Genomic DNA, 25,937 nt, shown 5'->3' on the forward strand with positions numbered 1-25,937 from the left:
CTTATGACTATGAAAATAACGGTTTTGGGAGGGACAGGCTGGCTGGGCGCGGAGATATGCGCTGAAGCGACAGCACGGGGCCATGATGTGACGGTCGTCTCCCGTCACCCGGATGATATCAGATATACGCTGACGCCGGAACTGGTCTCTTTAAAAGCGGACGCGGCAGATTTAAAACAGCTGGTGGAGGTGATGCCGGAAGATACGGACGTATTGGTCAATTCGTTGATTCCCGATCCCTTCCAGCATGATACATTTCCCGGCTGGTGTGAAAATGTGATTGAATGCTGCCGGCAGAAAGCGATCCCGAGGCTGATCGCCGTGGGAGATTCCTGTGTCTTTCCGGTAGCCCCGGGGAAAAGATTGATGGATACTACTTTTCTGACTCCAATGTACAGAGAGTGGTTTGGCGAGCATGTCAATACTCATGAATTGTATTTGAAAGAAAAGGAGATTGTATGGACTGAGATTGCGCCGGCGGCAAAATGTCTGCCGGACAAACAGTTGAAGCAATATATCGTGGCGGAAGATTCGCTGTGTACCCTGGATCCTGCGGTTGCGCGGCTGCAGACGCCGGATCCGGACCACTATCCTTTTGCGGACAGCAGCTATATTTCGACGCAGGATTTTGCGTACGCAGTGCTGGATGAGATCGAGCAGAACCGGTATCCCTTCAGTCGGATCTGTGTGGCATGGAACAGAAGACATGAGATGTACTGGAAGGGGGAAGAGGCATGAGAATAGCTATACTGGGAGCCAGTGGACGGGTAGGAAGCAGAATCGCCAAAGAGGCACTTATGAGAGGGCATCAGGTGGTGGGGATCGATCTGAATATCAGAGAGGATCTGAAAAGGCAGGTGGAATTCCATAAACTGGATATGGAAGATGTAGAAGGGGTCGCGGATGCGATCAGGGGGTGTGATGTCTATATCTTTGCTGTTATTCCGGTACTTAAAGGACTGGACAAGATCACTTGCGTAGTACAATGTGCCATAGATGCCTGTAAGATGGCGGAGGTTCCAAGGATGATTTATATCTGCGGCGGAGTGTCATCCTGGGTGAGGCCGGGAGTATATATGCTGGATGACCAGAAGACACCGGGCCATCGACAGACTCATAAGGCCAATGACGCGATCATAGGAAGTCACGAGGTGGCTTTGGAATATCTGCGAACGGTAAAAGATTTTGACTGGTGCTGTCAGACCGCGCCGCTCTGGATGGAAGAGAATATGGGCGGAAGGACCGGGAAATACCGAATGGGAACGGAATATCCGGTATTGATCGATCCGGACAACAAAGAGATCAGTCTTCAGCAGAACTGCCATATCTCAATGGAAGATTTTGCCGTGTGCATGATCGATGAAGTGGAGCAGAAGCGCCATCACCAATGCAGATATACAGTAGGATATTAGCGGGGAATATAACAGATAAAGAGAATCCACAGGCATCCTTTAAGGATGCCATTTTTTAGATAGTGTGATATTCTGATAATATGGTTTCTGTCTGTGAAAAGCAGAAATTTCGGCAATACTGAAAAAAGAGCAGCAAAAAGGAACGGGCAGGTGAGAACGATGAAGAGTGTACTGATTGCGGACGATGAAATTCATGTGAGAAGTTTGCTGAAACATTTGATCCACTGGGATGAGTTTGAACTGATCCTAAAAGGAGAATTCGACAATGCGGAAGATGTAGTCAGTTTTGTAAAACAGGAAAAGGTGGATATTATTATCACGGATATTATGATGCCGGGGATGAACGGGATCGAAATGATAAAAACCGTCAAAGAAATACAGAACCAGTGCAGATTTATACTGATCAGCGGGTACCGGGATTTTGAATTTGCCCAGGCGGCGGTGAAGCTGGGAGTTTCAGATTATATTCTGAAACCATTAAATGAGGAAGAGGTGAACACTGTTTTAAAAACGCTTGCTTCTGAAAAAGATGAAAACCAGGAAGAGCTCTACAAAAAGACAGTGCTGCGGCAGAAATTCCGGGAGATTCTGGAGGGAGAAAGAAAACTGGATGACCTTGGTATGGCGGAAGAAAAATATGGGATGCATTTTGAAAAGGAAGGGGTATTCCGTGTGCTCCTGTTGGGATTCTGCAGCTGTTCCGAGGAGGAGAACATTGAAAAATGCGCGGGGGAAATCCTGCAGGTGCTGAAAAAGAGCATCCGGGAATTCTGTACGGAACAGGAGACTTTCCAGGTTTCCAGGCTGCGCTATAATGTTGTGATACAGATCAGAAAAGGGATGGAAGTACAGGTGCTGCGCACGCTGGATACGACTTACCGGGAGCTGGCGAAAGAAGACAGGAGCTTTACAGCGGCAAATTTTTATCTTGCAGTGGGAAAAGCAGTAGATGATATAAACGAAATAAAGAGCTCAGCCCAGAGCGCGGCGTTCTTCCTGAGCGGAAGGCTTGTGTGGGGAAAACAGAGAGTGTACGTGGCAGATATCCTTCCCCAGGCAGATCGGCTGCTGGGGGAGAGTATTCAGATCGAGCCCGCGGTTATCCGGAGATTTGAGCGTTCAGTGGAGGCTATTGATGAAGCGGGGATTAAAAGTGTGATCCGGCAGGTTTTTGAGGAGTACCAGAAGCAGAGCGAACAGAATTTTATGCTGTATTTCTACATGGTATATGAGCTGGGAAACCATCTGGCTCTTGTGCTGAACAGACTGAACATACATCCGCGAGAGACAAAAGAACTTCAGGCAAGGCTGGAAAAACTGACAGAGAACTGCGACACGATCCAGACGCTCAGATCTGCCGCGGAGAAATTCTGTATTGACACGATGAACAAGTATCTGGCAGATAAAAAAGACCATGGCCTCTCCTATGTTCATTTTGCCAGAGAATATATTGAACAACACTATGCGGAGGAAATCACCCTGAATCTGATCGCGGAAAAAGCGCATGTAAATCCGGCGTATCTCTCTACCATATTCAAAGAAAATACAGGCGTGAATTATTCTGCCTATCTTACATCTGTGCGCGTGGAGAGGGCTAAGAGACTTCTGGAACAGCTGGATATGAATCTTTCTCAGATCGCGAATGCGGTTGGCTACAGCAGTACACGCTATTTCAGCAGGACATTTGAACAGGAGACGGGGATGAAGCCAAGTGAATACAGAAGGATCTATCTGAGAGAACTGAGAGGATAAACATGTCGGAAAAAATGAACGTGAAAGAGAAAAATGACAATACTACGCAGAGGATCCGGCTGCTCTGGCTGTGCGCGGCTGCCGAGGCGCTTGTCACAGCCGCTCTTTTTATGAAAGATCCGGATGTGATTACAGCGATCCTTCTTGTGGCATGCTACGGGATTCTTTTTGTAATCATTCGGATCTCAGTAAAAAGTATGCAGCAGATCCGCCAGATTCTTCTGCAGAAAGCCGAGTCAGAAAAAAAGGCAGTAGAGGCTGAGCTGGAGCAGAAAAGGCAGCATCTTCTGGCACTGGAAAGCCAGATAAACCCCCACTTTCTTTATAATACACTGGATACATTCAGAGGGATCGCGCTGGAAGGCGGGAACAGGCAGCTGAGCGATATGATAGAGGCACTGTCGCGGATGTTTAAATACAGCGTAAATTATGAGGCAGAAATGGTAACGATCAATGCGGAGCTGGATTATCTCTCCAGGTATATTCAGCTCCAGCAGCTCCGGTTTCCCGGAAGGTTTGTGTATCAGGAGGATATCAACTGTACGCCGGAGCAGCTTCTGCTGGAGCCCTGCCCCAGATTTGTTTTGCAGCCCATCGTGGAAAACGCTGTCCGGCACGGGCTTAAAGACGTAAGAAGCGGAGGATGCATAACCGTGGCGATGGAGATCCGCCACGATGATTTTTACATTTTTGTAGAAGATAACGGATGTGGGATGAGTCAGCAGGAGACAGCCCGGCTGAATCAAAAGCTGGCAGAAGGAGCAGGAGAGGAATCCGGCCGGAAAGAGAAAATGCGGGAGAGGGGCGGGATCGGACTGTTTAATGTAAATAAGAGGATTAAGATGTTTTGTGGAGAGGAGTATGGACTGAAGGTGAGCAGTGTGCCGGATGTGGGAACGCAGGTCTCCATCTGTCTGCCACTCTACGAGGAAGCACGTACCAGAGTATAAAGGTCATTGCCGATGCAGAAGAGATTCTGTCCGGCAATGATCTTTTTTTATAAAAAATGTGCCCTTTTTCTAAATATAGATACATTATAAGCGGCCTCAGGGAAAGATAAAATTAAGACAGAAAAAAGCTAGAAGAAAGACAGGAGGTACAAAATGAAAAAGAAAAAAATCGCGGGAATCTTTCTTGCGGCGGCAATGTGTCTTATGGCAGTGACAGGATGTTCATCAGAAAGCCCTGCAGAGGCGGACAATGGAGGAGACAGCAGCAGCGCGGAGGGCAGTGGCTCCATAGGAATCCTGGTGGTAAGTACGGGATCGCAGTGGTGCAATGATATTATAGATTCGGTGTCCGCGGCGGTGGAGAAAGAGGGGTATGAAGTGATCGTATCAGATTCCCAGACATCAGCTGACAATGAACTGTCCGGAATGGAAAATCTGATCAACGCAGGATGTGAGGCAATTGTTGTCAATTCCATGAATCCGGCCGGACTTGCGGACATTTGCAAGGAAGCACAGGACCAGGGGATCTATATCATCGGCTGGTCGGACCTGCTGGAAAATTATGATGCGCTTGTAGTAGAAGATCCGGCGGCGGAGGCAGAAATGATCGCGGGGGCTATCACAGATTATATAGACGAAACAGAAAATGAAGGCTGTGAGATGGCTACAATCTGGCTTGCAGACGCGGCAAATCCGGATACGACAGCAGGTGTTTTCAAAGAAGCGCTGGAAGCAGAATTTGAGGAGACCCTTGTCCAGGGGAAAAATGTAAATATTGTCAACAGCCAGTATGCGTCTGACACAACAAATGCCATGAATACGGCAGAGGCGATCCTGGCCGCCAATCCGGATGTGAAGGTGATCTTCTGCCAGAGTGATGAGATGGGTGTGGCAGTAGCGCAGACTCTTGAGAGCAGCGGGATCGGAGCTGATGATATCATGGTATGCGGGCTGGACGGCAGCAGTGAGGCAATCAGTACGATCGCGGGAGGCCAGTCTACATTAAGGAGCACTGTCTTTGCGGACACGACGACAGTAGGGACGAAAGTTGGAGAATCGATCTGCAATTATCTGTCCGGTGGAGAGGCTGAGGATGTAGTGGCGGAGTACGCTCTGGTTAACCGTGAAAACGCATCAGAATACATCACAGAATAAAGCAGAAAAACAAGGCGAGGAAAAGGACAAAATCATGAAGAAAAAGGTATTGGAATTCCGTAATATCTGTAAAGTATATCCGGGTGTAAATGCTCTGTCCGATGTGTCGCTGGATCTGTATGAAGGCGAGATCCTCGCCCTGATGGGAGAAAACGGCGCCGGTAAATCTACATTGGTCAAATGTATTACCGGTGCCAATGTGCCTACATCAGGCAGGATCATTATTGACGGACAGCCGTATTCTGAAATAACGCCGGCGCAGGCAAGACAGATGGGGATCAGCGCGGTATATCAGGAATTTACTCTTGTGCCGGAACTGCCCGTGGTAGAGAACATATTTATGGGGAATCTCCCCGGCAATAAAATCCTGGTAGACAAGAAAAAAATGAAAGAAGAAGCAGAGAGGATCTTTGAAAGTTTTGGAGTCTCTATTGATCCGACGGCGTTGGTGAGCTCTCTGTCCCCTGCGATGATGCAGATCGTGGAGATCGCTAAGGCAGTCTCCTTAAAAGCCCGGATCCTTATACTGGATGAACCTACCGCGCCTCTTACGATAAAAGAGGTAGACACACTGTTCTCCATTATCAGAAAACTGAAAAAGGACGGGGTGTCCATTGTGTATATCAGTCATCGGATGGAAGAGATTTTCGAGATCACGGACCGGGTAGTCGTCATGCGGGACGGGAAGTATGTATGTGAGATGGAGACAGAGATGACTTCCCGCCCGGAATTGATCCGCGCGATGATCGGGAGGAGTCTGGGGGATATTCAGTATCCCCATACATGCTGTGCCTCTAAAGAGGTAGTCATGGAGACGAGCCATCTGAGCGGGAATGGAGTGACCGATATCAGTTTTCAGCTGCACAGGGGCGAGATCCTTGGCTTTGCGGGCCTGGTAGGAGCGGGAAGGACAGAACTGATGAGCGTTCTGTTTGGAGATGTAAAAAAAGACATGGGAGAGATGATTGTCCATGGAAAATCTGTAAATATCAGGCAGCCATATCAGGCGATCAGTCTTGGCATCGGACTGCTCCCGGAAGACAGAAAGGCAAAAGGACTGCTGCTGGATAAATCTGTGCTGGTCAATATTACTTTGTCCAGCCTCAGGAAATATTGTCGGAAGGGGAAGATCAACAAAACTCTTGAAAGAAAACAGGTAGAGAAGTACATCAAAAGCCTGAAGATCAAGACTCCGGACCTGCAGAAGGAGGCGCAGTATCTGTCCGGCGGGAATCAGCAGAAATTGATCGTGGCAAAATGGCTGGACATGGAAAGTGATATTTTGATATTTGATGAACCTACAAGAGGAATCGATGTAGGCGCAAAATTTGAGATCTATCAGCTGATGCATGAACTGGTGGAACAGGGAAGATCGATCATCATGGTTTCCTCTGATTTTGAAGAGCTGATCGGCATGTCGGACCGCATTATTATTATTGCAGAGGGCAGGATCGTGGGGGAAGTCAAAGATGGTGATTTCGATAAAGAAAAACTGCTTGATCTGGCATCGGGCAGCAGGTAAGGAGATAAGAAGATGAATACAGGCATGACGTTATCAGATAAAATAGGGTATTACGCAAAAAAATTTGTGGCACAGATCCTCCTTGTCATCATCATTATTATTTTTGCGGTAATGGAGCCTTCTACATTTTTTACACTGGATAATCTGCTGACGATTGTCAGGCAGGTGGCGACCATGGGAATGGTGGCGCTGGGAGTTTCGTTCCTGATGCTTACCGGCAATCTGGATTTTTCTGTGGGAAAGATCTATGCGTTTGCGGGAGTGCTGTGCGCGCTTCTGTATCAGAAAGGAGTGCCGATCTGGCCGGCGGTCTTGATCGCCATTCTGGCCTGCATCGGAATCAGTATGATCACCGGGTATGTTTCCATGAAGTTCGGGATCCCGATGCTGATCGTATCTATCGCGATGATGCAGGTGGTGGACGGACTGAACCTGATCCTTACGGATGGAGCGACGATCTACGGATTACCGGACAGTATCAAATTTCTTGGACAATATTATATTCTGGGGATCCCGGTAGCGGTAATTATTTTTGCTGTCCTGGCCCTGATTGTGGCATTTGTGCTGAATGAAACTTATCTCGGAAGATACTTTTTCGCGGTGGGCGGCAATAATGAAACGGCAAGACTTTCCGGGATTAATGTGAATAAAGTGAAGATGATTGCCAGTATCCTCTGCGGTCTGCTGACAGGGATAGCCGGAATTATCATGATGTCCAGATCATTCTCGGGAAGTCCTTATACAGGAACAAATATTGGAAATGACGTGATCAGTGCGGCAGTTCTGGGAGGAGTTTCTATATCAGGAGGCACCGGAAAGACAAGCGGAGTCGTTACCGGAGTTCTGATTATCGGTGTACTGTCACAGGGGCTTGTAATGGTGGGATTGAGCAGCAATTATCAGAATATGATCAAAGGCGCTGTCCTCATCCTGGCTGTGATCATGGATACCCGGTCCAAGATCGTAAAGACAAAGACGGTAGAACGGGAAAACGTGGACAGGAATGCTAAAAAATTACAATCAGAACAATGAAACGGAGAATGCAATGACAGAATTAAGAGGAAATCCCTTCTTTCTCGAGGAGGAAGAAGTGGTGTGGGTGGAGACGACCCTGAAAGCAATGACGATGGAGGAAAAGGCAGGGCAGCTGTTTCTTGCGATAGGGATTTCGGACAGAGACGAAGACATTCTTGAAATGGCTGAAAAATACCATATTGGTGGGATTATGTACCGGCCAAATCATGCAAAGAAGCTGAAAGAGAGAAACGATAAATTGCAGGCAGCAGCAAAAATTCCTCTTTTGATCGCTGCCAATCTGGAAAACGGAGGCAGCGGCGCAGTGTTAGAAGGGACAAATTTTGCCAGCCAGATGGAAATCGCGGCTGCCGGTGAGACAGAACAGGCCCGCCGGCTTGGCGAGATCAGTTCCCGGGAGGCAAAGGCGGTAGGAGTGAATCTCTCCTTTGCTCCGGTATGTGATATTGACAGAAACTGGAGAAATCCGATTACAAATACAAGAACCTATGGAAGTAATCCTGAAACAGTACGGGAAATGTGCGCCGCGTACATAAAAGGCGCCCACAGCAATGGTCTGGCCGTATCGATCAAACACTTTCCCGGTGACGGATGTGATGAAAGAGACCAGCATCTTGTAACTTCCGTGAATGACTTAAGTTGTGAGGAGTGGGACGCCTCTTATGGGAAAATATATAAAGAACTGATCGATCAGGGAGCCCAGACGGTGATGGCGGGACATATCCTGCAGCCTGCCTATTCCCGATATTTCAATCCGGAAATAAAGGAAAGTGAAATGATGCCGGCCTCCTGTTCCAAAGAATTGATCCAGGGCCTCCTGCGGGGCCGTCTGAATTTTAACGGGGTAGTACTGACAGATGCCGCGAATATGCTGGGGTACTGTACGGTGATGAAGCGCAGCCGTCTTATACCGGCGACCATCAATGCAGGAGTGGACATGATCCTGTTTGGGAAGAATCTGGGTGAGGATATCAGTTATCTGAAAAATGCCATAGAAACAGGAGAAGTAAGTGAAGAACGTCTGAATGAGGCAGTCACGAGAGTTCTCGCGCTGAAAGCCTCTCTGGGTCTGCATAAAAAGAAAAAGTTTACATCAGACACTTATGAGGCAGAACTGTGTACAGATGAAGCTCTCAGAATGGCGAAGGAATGTGCGGATAAGGCGATTACTCTTGTGAAAGACACGCAGCATCTCCTCCCGGTTACGCCTCAGACTCACAGAAGAGTTTGGCTGTTTGTAAATGGAGACAAGCCGGGATTTACGGGAGGAAGCCGCTGCCGGGAAATGGTCATCCACGCGCTGGAAAGAGCCGGGTTTTCTGTGGATGTTTATGACCCTGAGCATGCGGACCTGAAAGAAACCGAAGTGACGACAGAATTCATCAGAAAGAAATATGATGTTATTATGTATTTTTCCAATGTGATTAATGCCAGTTACCAGACTACGGCTCGGATCCAGTGGCAGGGCGCCGTAGCCCAGGAGGGACCATACTATGTAAAAGAAGTTCCGACCCTGCTTGTTTCTCTTGGGAATCCTTATGGGTTTGTAGATGCCCCGATGATTCCGACCATTATCAATACTTATCATGTGTCGGAGACGATCATTCAGGAGACAGTAAATAAGATCATGGGGAAAAGCTCCTTTAAAGGCATTTCACCAGTTGATCCGTTTTGCGGAAAATTTGGCAGCAGGATTTAATGAACAGAGGCGGAAAACGGAAAATGAAATGGAAAGGAATCATTTTTGATCTGGACGGAGTACTCTGCACAACAGATCAATATCACTATAAAGCCTGGAAACAGGTCGCAGACAGGCTGCCGGCATATTTTGATGAACAGATCAATCAACGCCTGCGCGGGGTGTCAAGGGAGGAAAGTCTTGAGATTATCCTGGAAAATTATGCCGGTCCGCCTTTGGCCGAAAGCGAGAAAAAGAAAATTTTAGAAGAAAAAAATCAGATCTACAGGCAGTACCTGAAGAACATCGGCAAAAAAGACGCGTCAGAGGGAGTGTATGAGACACTGCGGGGATTACAGAAGGACGGGTATCGATTAGCTGTGGGCTCCTCCAGCAAAAATACAGCCCTGATCCTTGAGCGTCTGGACATGAGAACGTTTTTTCAGGCGGTTGTAGACGGAACACAGATTACATATTCGAAACCCTATCCGGAGGTGTTTCAGAAGGCTGCAGAGGCCCTGAAGCTTCCTGCTCAGGACTGTCTGGTAGTGGAAGACGCTGCGGCCGGCGTAGAGGCAGGGCACAAGGCAGGTATGGAAGTGGCATGTGTTGGACAGGCCTCTGCGGAGAAACTGGGAGATTATAATCTTTCCCGGATAAAGGATATTCTGAATATAGTCGGCTGTACAGGACAGCCGGTGTGGAGATAAAAATTTTCTGTCACATGGGTTTCCTTCTTGAAGCAATATCCTGGAACCGGAAGTAGTCCGGCCTGTGCCTGGACTGTGTATATTCAAACTGCATGCCGTTGTCATCAAATGTCTGGCTGGTGATGACGGCCATGCAGTTATAGTCATTCAGATCGATATATTTTTCGTCCAGCTGAGTCACCCGCTCTACAGTGAGCGTTCTTTTACTGGTGGTGATCACAAGCCCCAGTTCCCCCTCGAGATAATCATATATAGAACGGGACGCGATCGTCGGTGTAAGTCCGGGGGTCAGTGCCTTCAGAAAATAATTGTGGTCAAGAATGAGCGGCGTTCCGTTCAGTGAGCGGAGCCGCTGGATATAGTAGAGTTCGGCTCCGGGCTCAAAACCGGTACGTTTTGCCACTCTCTGATCCGCGATGATCTCACTGAACTGGAGGATCTTTGTGAAGGCCTCCCTGTGATTCCGCCGGGCAGATTCTTTAAAGGATTCAATCCCGCCTACGGTAAACGCGGCCTGTTCCACTGGCTGGAAGATATTCCGGACCCCCTTGCCGTGCATGGGCTGCACGTAGCCCTCAGCGGTCAGTTCTGCCAGCGCCCTGCGTACGGTATTGCGGGAGCAGTCATATTCCAGCACCAGCCCATGTTCTGACGGGAGCATCTCCTGATAAGAATAAAAGCCAGTCTCAATCTTTTCTTTTAAATCTCGATAGATCTGTCCATATTTTGCTTTCGGCATAATGATTCCTCTCTTGTTTAAACATCTTAATTTTATTATAAAAATACATGCCTAAAAATGCAAGTAATTAACAAATAACAAAGTTGAAAATTTGTTGACATGTTTAAACAAGTATGCTATATTAAAGTTGTTCAAACAAGTTGAGACTTATTCATGACTGAAATACGCGATTTTGGAAACACTGGATTCAGATACGTTCTGGATATACCTGGAGAACGTACATGAGAAAGGAAAGGAAGAGAAGCGATGGGAAAGTATGAAAGCGACGTCAGGCAGCTGCTTGAGCTGGTGGGAGGGAAAGAAAACATCCAGGCAGTCTCCCACTGCATGACGAGGATGCGGTTTGTCCTGGTCGATGCCAGGAAGGCAAGGGAGAAGGAGATTGAAGCTCTGCCAGGCGTAAAAGGGACGTTTACGCAGGCAGGACAGTACCAGGTCATCATCGGAAATGATGTGGCCGCGTTTTACAACGAATTTACTGCTTACGCGGGTATCGAGGGAGTGAGCAAGGACGCGGTAAAGGCCGCGGCCAAGACGAATCAGAACTGGCTCCAGAAGGCTATGGGAACGCTGGGCGAGATCTTCGCTCCTCTGATCCCGGCTCTGATCTGCGGCGGTCTGGTGCTGGGGTTCAGGAACGTGATCGGCGAGATCAATTTCTTCAACAACGGGACTCAGAGTCTGGCTGACATCTCACAATTCTGGGAAGGAACATACAACTTCCTGTGGCTGATCGGCGAAGCGGTGTTCCACCTGCTTCCGGTGGGCATCGTATGGTCCATCACGAAGAAGATGGGCACTACCCAGATCCTTGGTATCATCCTGGGACTGACACTGGTATCCTCCCAGCTGCTGAACGGATTCAGTGTTTCCTCTACCCCGGCGGCTGATATTCCGGTGTGGGATTTTGGATTCGCGAAGGTGCAGATGATCGGGTATCAGGGACAGGTCATCGCTGCGATGATGGCGGGATTCGTCCTTGTCTACCTGGAGAAATTCTTTAAGAAGCACTGTCCGGAAGTGGTCAGCATGATCGTTGTTCCTTTCTGTTCTCTGGTACCGGCGGTGATCATCGCCCACACAATTGTAGGTCCCATCGGATGGAGGATCGGAGATGCCATCGGAAATGCTGTTTACGCAGGACTGACCTCTGATTTCCGGTTTGTGTTCGCGGCCATCTTCGGCCTGCTGTACGCGCCTCTTGTCATGACCGGACTACATCACATGACCAATGCCGTGGATTCCCAGCTTCTGGCGATTCCGCCCAAGACAACGATCCTGTGGCCCATGATCGCCCTTTCCAATATCGCGCAGGGTTCCAGTGTGCTGGCAATGTCCGTGCTCCAGAAGAAAAACGAACGTGCCCAGCAGGTGAACGTGCCCGCATGTATTTCCTGTTATCTCGGGGTGACAGAGCCGGCGCTTTTTGGCGTGAACTTAAAATATGTATTTCCTCTTATCTGCGGAATGATCGGATCTTCCTTTGCGGCAATGATCTCCGTAGGATTCGGGGTGGAGGCATTCAGCATCGGCGTAGGAGGCCTTCCGGGGATCATTTCCATCCTGCCGAAATATTATCTGATCTTCCTGCTGGCCATGGCAGTGGCCATCGTAATCCCGTTCACGCTGACTTTTATCGTAGGAAGAGTCCGCCTGTCCGCGACAGACCGTTTCGGAGCGGAAAGACCGGCCAAGACCGGTGAAGAAAAATCCGTGGTGAATGAAGCGAAAGAGAGTGCCCGGGCCGGAGAAACTCCGGAGGAAGCCGGTGCGGCAGAAGCTCCCGGAGAACTGAAGTCCATCCTGGACGGGAAGGTAATCCCGATTACAGATGTGCAGGATGAAGTATTTTCCCAGAAGGTCATGGGAGACGGCGTGGCCATCGAACCCACAGGCACGGTGGTGACAGCCCCGGCAGACTGCGAGGTGACCGTTGTTATGGCAGATACCGGACATGCGTGTGGACTGACACTGGCAAACGGACTGGAACTGCTGATCCATGTAGGAGTAGATACCGTCGATATGGGCGGTGACGGATTCCGCCTTCTTGTAAAAGAAGGCGACCATGTGAAGACCGGACAGCCGCTGATCGAGTTTGATCCGGAGAAGATCCGGGCAGCGGGACATCCGTGCACTACCATGCTGATCGTCACCGGAGAAGGAAGCGCGAAAGATATTACGATGCATACAGGGACAGAGACAAAAGCCGGAGAGACGGCAGTCATAACGTGGAAATAAATGTGAAAAAAGTGTGAACGGTGCCTGACCCCTTTTAAAAGGGGTCAGGCACCTGTGAAAAGGGGAACGTCCCCCTTCACAGTTTTTTCATATTAAAGAAAGGGCAGATGAAATATGAATCAAGATTTCAGAAAAAGTGTTGTTTACCAGATCTATCCGAAGTCCTTCCGGGATACGAACGGGGATGGAACAGGTGATCTCAGGGGAGTGATCGAGAAGCTGGATTATCTCGGGGAGCTGGGCGTGGATTATATCTGGCTTACTCCGTTCTTTGTCTCGCCTCAGAACGACAACGGGTATGACGTGGAAGATTATTATAAGATCGATCCTGCCTACGGGACTATGAAAGACGTGGAAGAGCTGATCGCCGAGGCAGGGCGGCGCGATATCAGGGTGATGTTCGACATGGTTTTTAATCATGTGTCCACCCGCCACGAATGGTTCCGGAAAGCCATGGAGGGAGATCCTTACTATAAAGAATTTTTCTTTTTTAAAAAAGGGAAGCCAAACGGCAGTGCGCCCACAGACTGGGAGAGCAAGTTCGGCGGGAGCGCCTGGGAGTATGTAGAGAAATTCGACGAGTATTATCTGCATCTTTTTGACATATCCCAGGCGGATCTGAACTGGGACAATGAAAATGTACGTCGGGAGATCCGGAAGATCGTGAAGTTCTGGATGGATAAAGGAGTGAAGGGATTCCGGTTCGATGTGGTCAACCTGGTCAGCAAGGGTGAATTCCGGGATGATCCCACAGGCGACGGGCGGAAATATTACACGGACGGCCCGAACATCCACAAATATCTGAAAGAACTCCACGACATGACATTCGGGACAGACGCTGAGATCATAACCGTGGGAGAGATGTCCAGCACGTCCATTGAGAACTGTTACCGGTACGCCGGCTGTGACACAGGGGAGCTGTCTATGGTATTCAGTTTCCATCATCTGAAGGTGGATTTCATGGGCAATGAGAAATGGGTCCTGGTACCTGCGGATTTTGGGAAGTTAAAGAGCATTCTTTTTGAGTGGCAGACGAAAATGGCAGAGCACAATGCCTGGAATGCGGTGTTCTGGTGCAATCATGACCAGCCCCGGGTCGTCTCCCGCTTCGGAGATGAAGGAAAATACTGGAAGGAGTCCGCAAAGATGCTGGCCACGGTTATCCACTGCCTGCGGGGCACGCCCTATATATATCAGGGCGAGGAACTGGGAATGACCAATACAGATTTTACGGAGATCGGCCAGTTCCGGGATGTGGAAAGTCTGAACCACTATCAGATCCTGCAGGAAAAAGGTCTGTCCCCGGCGGACGCGCTGAGAATCATCCAGATCCATTCCCGGGATAACGGGCGGACTCCGATGCAGTGGGATAGTACAAAATACGCCGGTTTTACCTCCGCGGACGGCAGGGAGCCCTGGATCGGGGTGAACGGGAATCATACCCGGATCAACGCGGCAGATCAGCTTCGGGATGAGGATTCTATTTTTCATTACTATCAGAAATTGATCCGCCTTAGAAAAGAGCTGGATGTGATCGCTTACGGCGATATTGAGCCGCTGGCCTTAGGTCACCCGATGCTCTTTGCCTACAGAAGATCCTGGGAAGGGCATGAACTCATCGTGACGGCGAATTTCTATGGAAGAGATTGCCGGTGGACGGATGCTCCGGATCTGAGCGGATATACCTCCGTACTGTGCAATTATGCTGAGGCAGGACAACAGAAGGACGGAGTTCTCACGCTGCGGCCTTATGAAACAGTGGTATGGTATCAATAGGTATCGATCGCATATAAAAGCAAAAGCAGAGCCCGGCAGTCCGCTCCACGTTGTGGAAGGGGATCCATTTTGTATCGAAGCCGACGAAAGAAAAAATACCCTTCATATACCGGTTGTATTCTTTTAGTTCCAGAACAGAATCTGCCATTGTCCGGTTCATCATCCGGAAATCCCCCTTCCCGTCGCCCATGTCCAGTCCGCAGGTTTTTCCGATGATGTGATAGAAGGAGCGGGACAGAAAGGAGCGGAGCCGGTTTTCGCCCTGGCGGTCCTCTCTCAGTCCGGCACAGCAGTCATAGCCGTCCTCTTTTATCGTGTGGTACATCTCGTTTAACAGTTCCGGCGGATGCTGCAGATCTGCGTCCATGAACACACAGTAGTCTCCGGAAGCATTCTGCAGGCCTGCGTACATGGCTGCTTCCTTTCCGAAATTCCTGGAAAAGGAAAGGAATCTGCACCGGCTGTCTGGCCGGGAGAGATCCTGGAGGATGTGCGGTGTTCGGTCCTGACTCCCGTCATCTACAAAGATGAACTCACAGTCTGCTCCCCGGATTTTGCCCACAGCCTCTGCTGTGGCACGGTAAAACGCGGGCAGCGATTTTTCTTCGTTGTAGCATGGTACGATGATGCTGATGAGATCCACAGAGGTTTCTTTTTCTGTTCTGACGGTTTCTTTTTCTTTCATGACAGGATCACCTTCCTTTCCCGGCAGTGCGTATTTCTTTTAAAGACGCCGTATTTACAGAGCACATAATTCCCGCTCACAGTGACGATGCTCACCAGAACTTTTGCGGGGATAGGCAAAAGGCCCAGTCTGCCGATCAGGAGCCAGAGCAGCGCGTTTTCCGCAAGCAGCGTGAGCAGCCGCATGGCCGTAAATGAGGCCAGCTCCCGGACGACGTGGTTTTCCGAGCGGAATACCCAGCGCCGGTTGAGAATGTAAGCAGTCAGTACCGCGCCTGCCCAGGCAATGCTGTTTGCAGTCAGATATGGAAGATGCAGGTACATAAATCCGGCATACAACAGATAGTTCACTCCGGTGGTGATACCGCCGCTTAGCAGGTAAGCGATCAGTTCTTTCTTTGTCTTCATAAAAATTCACTCCTTTATAACTTTTATATAAATATTCCCCTTTTGGCGCCGTCTTTCCGGCGCGCTTTTTTCAGACAGGATGCCAGGAGGAAGCAGGTATATCCGGTTATGGACGCCAAACTGACCACGCAACCCAGGAGTTTCCCCGGCGGTGAAAATGTGATCAGGATCCGGTGACTCCCCTGTTCCAGGAAGGCGCCGATAAAAGCTTCATTGACTGTGACCGCGTCGGCAGGTTTTCCGTCTACATAGATCTGAAGTCCGTTCTGCATGGGAACAGAAGTGGCAAAGAGGCCGTCATTTTTGGCTGTAACTGTGCCGGACAGGACCTGAAATCCCTGGTCTGCTGTCTGCCTGGTATCCAGATCAAGGGGAGTATACTGCTTCTCTTTAAATGCCGCCTGATCGTACAGGTGCCAGGTCACGTTCTTCAGATCATAGTGCCCTTTGGAAAATGTGACGGAAAACCGCGTCACTCCCTCTTCCGAGTCTGTGCTGAACTGGTAGTGGAAATCCCGGTTCCTGTTGGGATAAGGCGCAAAGGTTCCGGACAGTTTGTTGCGGATATTGTTAATATCGATGACGACAGGATCCCATGTGAGATTCTTTACCTTGAACTGAAGGAGCACGATATTCTGCGGGACCGGATCCGTAACCGCAAGTTCCAGCGTGCAGGTTTTTTGGGCTGTGACTTCATATCCTTCTTCCGTCGGGCGGATGTCAAGTCCGTCCGGCAGGCCGGACGCCAGAGTGAGAGAGGGATTCCATGATTTTAAGCCGGAGTTATTTTTGGCGGACGCGGGGTGGGCGTAAGCCACATCAGCGGGCATGTCCTCTACCACGGTCATCCTTGTAACTGCATCCAGCTGTTCCTCAGGGGACAGAGATTCATATTCCTTGCGGGAAATGAGATCCTCGGTAAAGTAAGCGGAGGGCAGAACTTGTTCATTCTCGGCGATCACACCGGAGTCGGTCTCCTGGATGATGTGATAGCCTGCAGGCACGTTGTCCTTAGTGGTTTCCAGATACCGGACGCCCAGCAGATGGAATAAGAAGGGGTTGTCCGATATCAGCAGGGCCACCCGGTTGTTGATCCGGATGGGTGTCTGCAGGGTATCGTAATAAAACGAGGAGTATGCCTGGTTCATTACGGAAGAATACATGGTGCTGCGGGGCATATCCGGACGGACCAGTTCATTTCCGGTGGCAAGAGGCTCTGTCAGACTGTCGAAATGATAGAGAGGATCCAGATCCAGGTCTTCTGTCTGACCGGCAGCAAGAACGGTATTGACCTGATCGGCGCTGACCCAGTCTTCTGTACCGGAAGTAGTAAGATACAGGCCCACGGGAGCGGCCAGAAGAAGAAGGAAGGCACCCGTTCCTGCCAGCAGCCTTTGCATATAACAGCCAAGGCAAGAGGTCTTCGGAAGCCTGACAGAACCTCTCTGGATCAGGCAGAAGATCAGCAGGACCCCTGCCTCCCCCAGGATCCAGGGAAACTGCTTCTGGCTGAACCAGAGGAGTCCCACCGGCAGGATCACCGCAAAGGGCCAGAGAGGCCAGACGGAGCGCGGATGTTCTCTTCCGGCAGCCGCCCGCCCGAAAGTTTCCTGGAAAAAGCGAGTGCAGTGGAGGATCACCAGAGGCATAAAAGGGATCAGGATCTTGGGACGGGCGTAGAGTGTGCCGTTCAAAATCCAGGAGAAAATGCCGAAGACTCCAAACAGCAGGAAAAGGATGCTGTTTCTGCGGAAGTTTTTTCGCGCCAGACCGGCGAGGATGGCATACAGGCAGACAAAGGTCAGTCCCATGCCGTACTCGTTGAACAACAGATTGTTCATGACCGGATTTGGGGCGAAGAGTTCCAGCACAAATTTCAGCGAAGAGCGGCACGAATCCGCGCGGTGCTCCAGCAGGACCAGCGCGGTGGGAAGGAGCAGAGCCGCTGACATGCAGGCGGCCGCAACTGCGGAAGGAAGAAATTTCCGGAAGAGGGATGTTTTCCAGAAAGAGGCCCCTTCTTTTTGATACCAGTACCACGCTACGGCGGCGAAAGCGGCTATGGAAAAGTAGAAGCTGCTCAGGCAGATAAGGCACAGGCACACAGGAAGCCATCGGATCCGTTTTTTACTGACGCAAATAAAAGCAAGCAGCAGGAACGGCAGGTAATTAACGAACATGACCTGGCGGTGCATATGGAAGAGACAGCCGGCAGTCATGAACAGGACGCTTCCGCCAAACGCAAGGACCGGCCGGACGCCTTCTCCTTTCAGCCAGAAAAAGCAGAGGAGGACAGAGATAAGATAAACAGCCAGCATGCAGCAGATGAGGATGGTGACCATGGGGATCCGGGGCAGCAGGCATCCGATGAGGATATCCGGGCGGAGAAAGCCATAATACGCGACCTGATATCCGTTGCTGCCTCCGCACAGAGGAATCCAGGATGGCAGAAGAGTATGCTGATCCAGGCAGGCGTCCCGTATGGTTTCAGCAAGAGATGCGTGCTGGCTTAGCCAGTCGGTGTTTGATCCAAATACAGATCCGGCAGGGATAACGGCCAGGATCAGGAGGATAAAAAGTGCGATGAGGAGGAAAGGGTATGTGTATTTACTTCGTAATATCGTTTCGAGTTTCTTGTGGAATCTTTCTGTATTCGTGTCCATAGTGTCAGTTCCCTTTCTGTAACGCCGGAGGTCCATAAGAACACGGGTACTGTTTTTTGCAGATATAAGGGTAGTACCCATTTCTTAATAAACGGCCGAAGAGAATCTAAAGAATTTTTAAGAAATATCCCCCAATTCTTAAAAGCATAGTCAGAATTGTCTATCAATATTCAGCACACTACATAAATATAGTGTGTGACAGCGCGGGAAGACACTATGGACCATATAAATTATCAGAAAATTCACAAAAAATAATTAAGTAATAAATTTATTTAAAATAAATTTTAAAAATGTGTTGACAAATAACGGGTGCGATGCTATTATATAACCATCCAAAAGAGATTAAGAAAAGTCTCGAAAGGATATTTATCTAAGAGAACAGACGGAAGAATAACCAGTTGTTCGATTAGGTTAAAAATAAAAGGCAACAGGAGGTTAGTCCCATGGACAGTATAGTTTCAGTTTCTTATCAATATGTCAGTGGTACGGCAGATGGAAGTTCCTGTGATGTAAGAGACCTTTGCTGTAGAGAAGATTAAGGATCCGGAAAAATCAGAATGAAATGAAAATGATCGGAGAGTTGAGAAGTCCGGATGAAGATAAAAAGATTTAACATCTGCAGACGTATTGAATATAGATACCACATATAGCAGAATTTCGAAAGATGTGTAAAGAAACATTGAGTAGAATATCATTTTATAGTAAAGGATATCGAGTTATAGAAGGAATAATCCAGTAGACGGTTGGAATACCAGATTATGGTACTGCGACGGACAAACGATTATAGGAAGAATAACCGGGGATATTCTTTAAGAATATAAAACGGTACCGGGAATGTGGACAGAAGAGAAAGCAAAAGGATGCTGCTATGAACCTCAGTTTGTTATTGAAGGAGGAAAGATTTAATAAGCAGGTCTTAATAAATCGACCGCAGATCAGATAACAGATGGCAGAGGTCTCACAGGAACTGAATCTGGTAATTGTCTCCGATTTCAAATATAAAAGAAAAATGAAAAAATTAAATAAAAATTAAAATGCATCTTCAGCGTCAACTGAGGATGCATTTTTTTGACATTGAAGTGCTCATATGATAAACTATTGAAAGAATATCGGCCTGTGTCCGGAAGGGTTCAGGCGGCAGAGACTGACCGATGGAATATATTTTCGATGAGGTGAATACGGTGGATAAGTACGAATATAAGTTAAAGACAGAACAGATGCTTGAGCTTATGGAGGAGGGTTCATACAGGAAAGCCGCGGAGATCGCTGATACGATCGACTGGAAGAGAGTGCGTAATGCAGCGATGTTGACGAATGTCAGTGACATTTATGAGAAGAACAGAGAGTATGAGAAAAGCTATGAGGTACTGAATCTTGCCTATCGCCGCGCGGAGGGGAGCAGGAAGATTATCAGCCGCCTGTGTACGCTTGCTCTGAAAACGGGCAATGTAGATGAGGCAATTGACTATTATGATGATTTTATGCAGGTAGCGCCGAAGGACCCGAATCAGTATATTTTGAGATACCAGATTCTCCGCGCTCAGAGGGCTCCGATAGAACAGCAGATCGAGGCTCTGGAAGAGTACAAGAAATCTGAATATATTGAAGAGTGGGCCTATGAGCTGGCAAAGCTGTATCAGGAAGCGGGTATGACTGCGGAATGTCTGGAGGAGTGTGATGACCTGATCCTCTGGTTCAGTGAGGGCCAGTATGTATACAAGGCGATGGAACTGAAGATGCAGTATAAACCGCTGACTCCGTCGCAGCAGGAAAAGTATGACCGGCGCTATGAGAAGCTGTCTTCAGAGACAGAGGAGATGCCCGATATCGTGACTTACGGCGAGAAAAAGGCGGAAGGATCAAAAGAGACAGAGGAAACTTCAGACGTTCTGGCATTAGGAGAAAGTGGGGAAAACAGTTCCAGAGTTACCGGGGAAGAAGATCAAAGCGCGTACCGGTCAGAAACGGGAGAGACAGACAGAAGCGGAGATGGCAGCGGAACGCAGGAAAAGAAAAAGATCGGCGATACTATGCCGCTTGACGAAGCACTGAGAAAGCTGTTACATCCGGAAAAGGAAGAAGAACCGGAGCTTCAGGATCTCCAGGAGGATATTGGGGAGATTGAGGCCGTGGCAGATATGGATATCGTTTCCCAGATCATGGATGAGAAAAAGAAATCAGTATTGCCTTCCGGCGAGATGACCGAGATCACACCGGATACACTGCCCGTGGATACCGGTGCAGAAGACGCTGAGGAGTTAGAGGAAATCAGAGAAAATATGGATGAAGGGGCTGCCAATGTAACAGAAGAGGCAGCGCCGGTAAGCGCTGCGGAAGAGTCTGCTGCGGATGAGGATAAAGATGATGATCAGATCACCGGGCAGATGAGCCTTGAAGATATCCTCACCGGATGGGAAGGAGAACCGGAGAAGGAAGAGGATATTATGGAGGAAGTGGAGCCGAAAGAAGAGGCGATCATCGAGGATGCCACAGAGCCGGAAGCTGCGGCAGAGGCTGCGGACAGCGAGATAGCCGTTGCAGAAGAGAATGAGGACAGTGATAATAAGGCCGCGGAGAAGGAAACAGAAGACAGCAGATCTGTGGAGAAAAAAGCGGCAGAACCGATTCTTCCCCCGGATATCCAGAGAATGATCGATGAAATCGAAGGAGTGATTCCACCGGAGGAGGAACATCCGGTGCCGACAGTGAAATCTGATAAGAAGAAAATAGAAGAGCCCCACGAAAATATGGGTAAAGTGACAGAAGAACTGCGCATTGACGATATCCTTGAAGATGAAGATGAATTCCTGGATGAAGAAGATGAAGAGGAATTCTTCGATGAGGAAGAAGAGCTGGAAGACGACGATTCAGAGCTTTTCGATGAGGGAGAAGAATTGGAAGAGGATGACTCAGAACTTCTCGATGAGGGAGAAGAATTGGAAGAGGATGACTCAGAGCTTTTCGATGAGGGAGAAGAATTGGAAGAGGATGACTCAGAGCTTTTCGATGAGGGAGAAGAATTGGAAGAGGATGACTCAGAATTTTTCGATGAAGAAGACGAGGAATTCTTTGAAGAGGAAGAAGATCTGGAAGAGGATGATACAGATGAAGCAGAACCGGAAGGCGCGGTATCTGATCTGGATGAGGAGTTTCGTGTGAATCCGGATCATGCACGGCCGGATGACAGAGAAATTCCGGATGATGACGATGACGACATGGATATTCTTTCGGCTACAACTCCGCTGAGTCGGAAAGAGACAGCGAAGATGATCGCGACTGGAAAGACCGCGCCGCTTCCACTGGACGAAATTTCAGACGCACTGTCCATGTCTGATACCGGATTTATTGTACACGGACGCTATGAACTGGAAACCCAGAGCGGCATCGGAACGAGGGCGGGCCTTACAGAAGAACAGAAGAAACTGTTTTCATATTTTGTGCCTGTGCGTGGAATGAGCGAACAGCTGGTTGATGTTCTGGAACAGGACAAGAACTGTACGAACAGAGAAGGTACATCCAGATCAGGAAATCTGCTCATTATTGGAAATAAAGGAAACGGTAAGACTGTCCTGGCTGTAGATGTGGTGAAAGCAATCCAGAAACAGCGTAATATTCGTCAGGGTAAGGTGGCGATCGTTACCGGAGATTCCCTGAACAAGAAGAAGATGAGCGATATTTTTGACAAATTGTACGGCGGAGCCCTTATTATCGAGAAGGCCGGCAAGATGAATGAAAAGACAGTTGCCCGTCTGAATAAAGCAATGGAAAAGGATACCGGGGAACTGCTGATCGTACTGGAGGAACAGAGAAAGCCTCTTGACAGACTTTTGTCTTCCAATAGAGAATTCAGAAGAAAGTTTACATCCCGTCTGGAAATTCCGATCTTCATCAATGATGAGCTGGTTACATTCGGCCAGACTTATGCTCAGGAGAACGGCTATCGCATCGACGAGATGGGAATCCTGGCGCTTTACAGCAGGATCGATTCTCTCCAGAGAGAAGACCATGCGGTGACAGTCGCTGAGGTGAAGGAGATTATGGACGGAGCGATCCAGCATTCACAAAAAGCGTCCGCCAAAAAACTTGTAAAGCGCGTATTAAGGAAAAATACAGATGACGCGGACAGGATCCTTCTGTCGGAGAAAGATTTTAATATCTGACCAGAACTGACAAGACATAAACGGCAGGTGTTTCGGCAAGAAACAGCTGCCGTTTGCATAAAGAGGAATACATGATGAGCCTGACGGATGAGATAAAAGAATATGCCCGGCATCTCGGATTCTGTAAGATTGGAATCACGACAGCACAAAAATTTGAGCGGGCCCATGAAGAAGCGGATCTGCGAGAGGGCTATGACTGCTGGAAGGAAAAATTCGAAAAAGGAGCGGATCCCCGGAAACTTTTGCCCGGCGCCCGATCGGTACTGGTCCTGGCATATGACTATGCGCAGTGCGCGTTTCCTGAGAAACTGCTTCCTATGATCGGGAGAGCGTATCTGTCCGGGTGCTATCTTCCGCAGCCCGGGACGCCGGTATATGAACGGCTGCAGAGCATGCATCAACGCCTGCCCAACGAAAGCCCTGTATGCGCCTTATAAACTGGATCCTGCAAAATGCATTGGATATAATAACTGGATAAGAAGAGAAGGCCGTATAGATCCGGTTATACCGAGAGATATACGGTCAGAACTCGGGTGTCATATTCATGGATGTGATGTGTGTCAGGAAGTCTGTCCCCATAATAAAGAAAAACTTACCCATCTGTATCCGGCAGATGAGAAGCTGGAGAAAATGGCCGAGGAATTTACACTTGAAAAGCTGCTGCATATGCCGGAGGGATTTTATGAAAAATGTGTCCGGCCGATTATGTATCACTATTTGAAAGACAAAAAATATTTTCAGAGAAACGCCGCGATCGCTATGGGAAATTCAAAAAATACAGAGTATGTTCCCCATCTGATAAAAGAACTTTCAAATCCTCATGAAATCGTGCGGCAACATGTTGTATGGGCACTGGGGGAAACAGGAGATGACGATGCCATGTGTGCATTAAGACAGCATGTAAAAGAAGAAACCTGCCAGGCAGTAGTGGAAGAAGCAGAGATCATTCTAAAGAATACACAGGCCGGAATATGTAAAAAATATTCATAATACGGAATAGGGTTTCTGCTTTTCTTTTCCTCTTCTATCAAGTATAATATTACTATATAAAAATCGAGCGACGAGGTGGGCTTTATGGAAAAAAAGAACACAAAGAAAAAAAAGCAGCCATATGAGATCGGCGAGCTGGATCAGTATCTTTTCGGACAGGGAAATCATTATGAGATCTATGAAAAAATGGGAGCTCATAAAGCTGTCCGCGGGGGCAAAGAAGGGGTTTATTTTGCCGTGTGGGCTCCGAACGCGCGCCGGGTTGCCGTTGTGGGAGATTTTAATGACTGGGATTTTGAGGCAGATTATATGGAACGGCAGGAGCCGATGGGGATTTATACATGTTTTGTACCGGGCGTGAAAGAAGGCGATCTGTATAAATTCTGCATTGAGACGCAGCAGGGGAAACGGATCTTCAAGGCAGATCCGTTCGCGAATTATGCGGAACTGCGGCCGGGGACAGCTTCCAGAGTTACGGATATTTCTCACTTGAAGTGGACGGACGACGCCTGGATGAAGACGAGGGAGAACTGGGATAACCGGGTCAGTCCCATGTCTATTTATGAAGTTCACATGGGATCCTGGATGCGCCATCCGGGGCGGGAAGACGAAGGATTTTACACATACAGAGAGTTCGCGGAAGCGATCACAAAATATGTAAAAGACATGGGATATACTCATGTGGAACTGATGGGGATAGCAGAGCATCCGTTTGACGGATCCTGGGGATATCAGGTGACAGGATACTATGCGCCTACATCCCGCTATGGAACACCGGAAGATTTTGCCTATATGGTGAATTATCTGCACCGGAACAATATCGGCGTGATCCTTGACTGGGTGCCGGCACATTTTCCGAGAGATGCCCATGGACTGGCTGACTTTGACGGGACTCCTACATTTGAGTATGCGGATCCCAGAAAGGGAGAGCATCCGGACTGGGGAACAAAGATCTTTGATTACGGGAAACCGGAAGTGAAGAATTTTCTCATTGCCAATGCGCTGTTCTGGATCGAGCATTTTCATGTGGACGGGCTCCGGGTGGACGCGGTGGCATCCATGCTCTATCTGGATTACGGGAAGCAGGATGGACAGTGGGTGGCCAATAAATATGGCGGGAATGAGAATCTGGAGGCCATAGAATTCTTCAAGCATCTCAATTCTGTTGTCTTGGGAAGAAATAAAGGCGCGGTCATGATCGCGGAGGAATCCACTGCCTGGCCGAAAGTAACCGGAGCGCCCGAAGATGATGGCCTTGGATTCAGCCTGAAGTGGAATATGGGATGGATGCATGACTTTACCGAATACATGAAACTGGATCCCTATTTCAGGAAAAACGCCCACAATATGATGACATTTGCCATGACATACGCATACAGCGAAAACTATATCCTGGTATTGTCTCATGATGAAGTGGTGCATCTGAAATGTTCCATGATCAATAAGATGCCCGGGCTTGGGTTTGACAAATTTGCCAATTTAAAAGTCGGATACGCGTTTATGACAGGACATCCCGGAAAGAAGCTTCTCTTTATGGGGCAGGAATTCGCGCAGCTGCGTGAATGGAGTGAGGAGCGGGAGCTGGATTGGTTTCTTCTGGCGGAGCCGGAACATCAGTATATCCAGAACTGGTACCGGGATCTGCTCCACCTGTATAAGAAAAATAAGGCGATGTATGAGCTGGATACCGATCCGGAGGGATTCGAATGGATCAACGCCAATGACGGATTCCGGAGCATCTACAGTTTTGTCAGACATTCAAAAGACAAGAAAAAGAACCTGCTCTTTGTGTGCAACTTTACACCAATGGAACGACCGGATTACCGTGTGGGTGTCCAGCGGAGAAAGCAGCATAAACTTGTACTGAACAGTGATGATCCCAAATACGGTGGAAAGGGAGAGCAGCGGCCACTGGTCTATAAGCCTGTAAAACAGGAGTGTGACGGACAGAAATACTCGATCGCATATCCACTTCCGGCATATGGAGTCGCAGTGTTTGAATTTTGATCATCAATAAAATGTAAAAAAAGTGTGAACGGGGACGTGTACCTTTTAAAAGGTACCT

The 25,937-nt window shown here is 48.6% G+C and carries 19 protein-coding genes; 15 read left to right on the forward strand and 4 right to left on the reverse strand.

Features of this window, described 5'->3' with window-relative positions; genetic code table 11:
- Nucleotides 1–3 precede the first annotated feature (3 nt).
- The 9 genes from BQ7367_RS04660 to pgmB all read left to right on the forward strand — a co-directional run bounded on the left by BQ7367_RS04660 (nt 4) and on the right by pgmB (nt 10,214).
- Nucleotides 4–738, forward strand: coding sequence for an NAD(P)-dependent oxidoreductase (locus BQ7367_RS04660; RefSeq protein WP_072524414.1), 735 nt, complete (start codon nt 4–6; stop codon nt 736–738).
- Entirely contained in the window at nt 735–1,412 is a 678-nt protein-coding gene (locus tag BQ7367_RS04665) for an NAD(P)-dependent oxidoreductase (RefSeq protein WP_072524415.1), read from the forward strand. The genes BQ7367_RS04660 and BQ7367_RS04665 overlap by 4 nt, the downstream gene beginning before the upstream one ends.
- 159 nt (nt 1,413–1,571) lie before the next feature.
- On the forward strand, nt 1,572–3,164 hold the full coding sequence (locus BQ7367_RS04670) for a response regulator transcription factor (protein WP_072524416.1): 1,593 nt from the start codon (nt 1,572–1,574) through the stop codon (nt 3,162–3,164).
- 2 nt (nt 3,165–3,166) lie between these two features.
- A complete protein-coding gene (locus tag BQ7367_RS04675) occupies nt 3,167–4,114 on the forward strand; it encodes a sensor histidine kinase (RefSeq protein WP_072524417.1) in 948 nt (315 codons plus the stop codon).
- Between the two features lie 153 nt (nt 4,115–4,267).
- Nucleotides 4,268–5,269 carry a sugar ABC transporter substrate-binding protein gene (locus tag BQ7367_RS04680; protein WP_072524418.1) on the forward strand — a complete coding sequence of 334 codons (1,002 nt, stop codon included), beginning with the start codon at nt 4,268–4,270 and terminating at the stop codon, nt 5,267–5,269.
- A gap of 34 nt (nt 5,270–5,303) precedes the next feature.
- Nucleotides 5,304–6,791: a sugar ABC transporter ATP-binding protein gene (locus tag BQ7367_RS04685; RefSeq protein WP_072526071.1), complete on the forward strand. Its 1,488-nt coding sequence runs from the start codon at nt 5,304–5,306 to the stop codon at nt 6,789–6,791.
- A 12-nt stretch (nt 6,792–6,803) separates the two neighbouring features.
- A complete protein-coding gene (locus BQ7367_RS04690) occupies nt 6,804–7,823 on the forward strand; it encodes an ABC transporter permease (RefSeq protein WP_072524419.1) in 1,020 nt (339 codons plus the stop codon).
- Between the two features lie 13 nt (nt 7,824–7,836).
- On the forward strand, nt 7,837–9,525 hold the full coding sequence (locus tag BQ7367_RS04695; RefSeq protein WP_072526072.1) for a glycoside hydrolase family 3 protein: 1,689 nt from the start codon (nt 7,837–7,839) through the stop codon (nt 9,523–9,525).
- A 23-nt stretch (nt 9,526–9,548) separates the two neighbouring features.
- Nucleotides 9,549–10,214, forward strand: a complete 666-nt coding sequence (pgmB, locus tag BQ7367_RS04700; RefSeq protein ID WP_072526073.1) for a beta-phosphoglucomutase — start codon at nt 9,549–9,551, stop codon at nt 10,212–10,214.
- Nucleotides 10,215–10,224: 10 nt separating this feature from the next.
- Here pgmB and treR read toward each other — a convergent pair whose 3' ends face one another.
- Entirely contained in the window at nt 10,225–10,953 is a 729-nt protein-coding gene (gene treR, locus BQ7367_RS04705; RefSeq protein WP_072524420.1) for a trehalose operon repressor, read from the reverse strand.
- A gap of 246 nt (nt 10,954–11,199) precedes the next feature.
- Here treR and treP point away from each other — a divergent pair, with 246 nt between their 5' ends.
- Both treP and treC read left to right on the forward strand, forming a co-directional pair.
- Nucleotides 11,200–13,191: a PTS system trehalose-specific EIIBC component gene (gene treP / locus BQ7367_RS04710; protein ID WP_072524421.1), complete on the forward strand. Its 1,992-nt coding sequence runs from the start codon at nt 11,200–11,202 to the stop codon at nt 13,189–13,191.
- Between the two features lie 114 nt (nt 13,192–13,305).
- Complete coding sequence (gene treC, locus BQ7367_RS04715; RefSeq protein WP_072524422.1) at nt 13,306–14,967, forward strand: alpha,alpha-phosphotrehalase; 1,662 nt, start codon at nt 13,306–13,308, stop codon at nt 14,965–14,967.
- Here treC and BQ7367_RS04720 read toward each other — a convergent pair.
- The 3 genes from BQ7367_RS04720 to BQ7367_RS04730 are packed head-to-tail and all read right to left on the reverse strand — an operon-like array spanning nt 14,927 to nt 18,803.
- Nucleotides 14,927–15,652: a glycosyltransferase family 2 protein gene (locus BQ7367_RS04720; RefSeq protein WP_083588874.1), complete on the reverse strand. Its 726-nt coding sequence runs from the start codon at nt 15,650–15,652 to the stop codon at nt 14,927–14,929. The genes treC and BQ7367_RS04720 overlap by 41 nt on opposite strands.
- Nucleotides 15,649–16,059: a GtrA family protein gene (locus BQ7367_RS04725; RefSeq protein WP_072524423.1), complete on the reverse strand. Its 411-nt coding sequence runs from the start codon at nt 16,057–16,059 to the stop codon at nt 15,649–15,651. Before BQ7367_RS04725 ends, BQ7367_RS04720 begins: the two co-directional genes overlap by 4 nt.
- Before the next feature lie 23 nt (nt 16,060–16,082).
- A complete protein-coding gene (locus BQ7367_RS04730; protein ID WP_083588875.1) occupies nt 16,083–18,803 on the reverse strand; it encodes a YfhO family protein in 2,721 nt (906 codons plus the stop codon).
- 1,070 nt (nt 18,804–19,873) lie between these two features.
- Between BQ7367_RS04730 and BQ7367_RS04735 the strand changes: the two genes are divergently transcribed.
- The 4 genes from BQ7367_RS04735 to glgB all read left to right on the forward strand — a co-directional run bounded on the left by BQ7367_RS04735 (nt 19,874) and on the right by glgB (nt 25,879).
- Complete coding sequence (locus BQ7367_RS04735) at nt 19,874–22,882, forward strand: hypothetical protein (RefSeq protein ID WP_235837550.1); 3,009 nt, start codon at nt 19,874–19,876, stop codon at nt 22,880–22,882.
- A gap of 71 nt (nt 22,883–22,953) precedes the next feature.
- The gene (locus tag BQ7367_RS04740) at nt 22,954–23,319 is read left to right on the forward strand and encodes a hypothetical protein (protein WP_143142958.1); all 366 of its coding nucleotides are present in this window, start codon (nt 22,954–22,956) and stop codon (nt 23,317–23,319) included.
- On the forward strand, nt 23,258–23,872 hold the full coding sequence (locus BQ7367_RS04745) for an epoxyqueuosine reductase (protein WP_072524426.1): 615 nt from the start codon (nt 23,258–23,260) through the stop codon (nt 23,870–23,872). The genes BQ7367_RS04740 and BQ7367_RS04745 overlap by 62 nt, the downstream gene beginning before the upstream one ends.
- A gap of 84 nt (nt 23,873–23,956) precedes the next feature.
- Entirely contained in the window at nt 23,957–25,879 is a 1,923-nt protein-coding gene (glgB, locus tag BQ7367_RS04750) for a 1,4-alpha-glucan branching protein GlgB (protein WP_072524427.1), read from the forward strand.
- The last annotated feature ends 58 nt before the right edge of the window (nt 25,880–25,937 follow it).

This window comes from Clostridium sp. Marseille-P3244, assembly GCF_900120155.1.
GTDB lineage: Bacteria > Bacillota > Clostridia > Lachnospirales > Lachnospiraceae > Mediterraneibacter.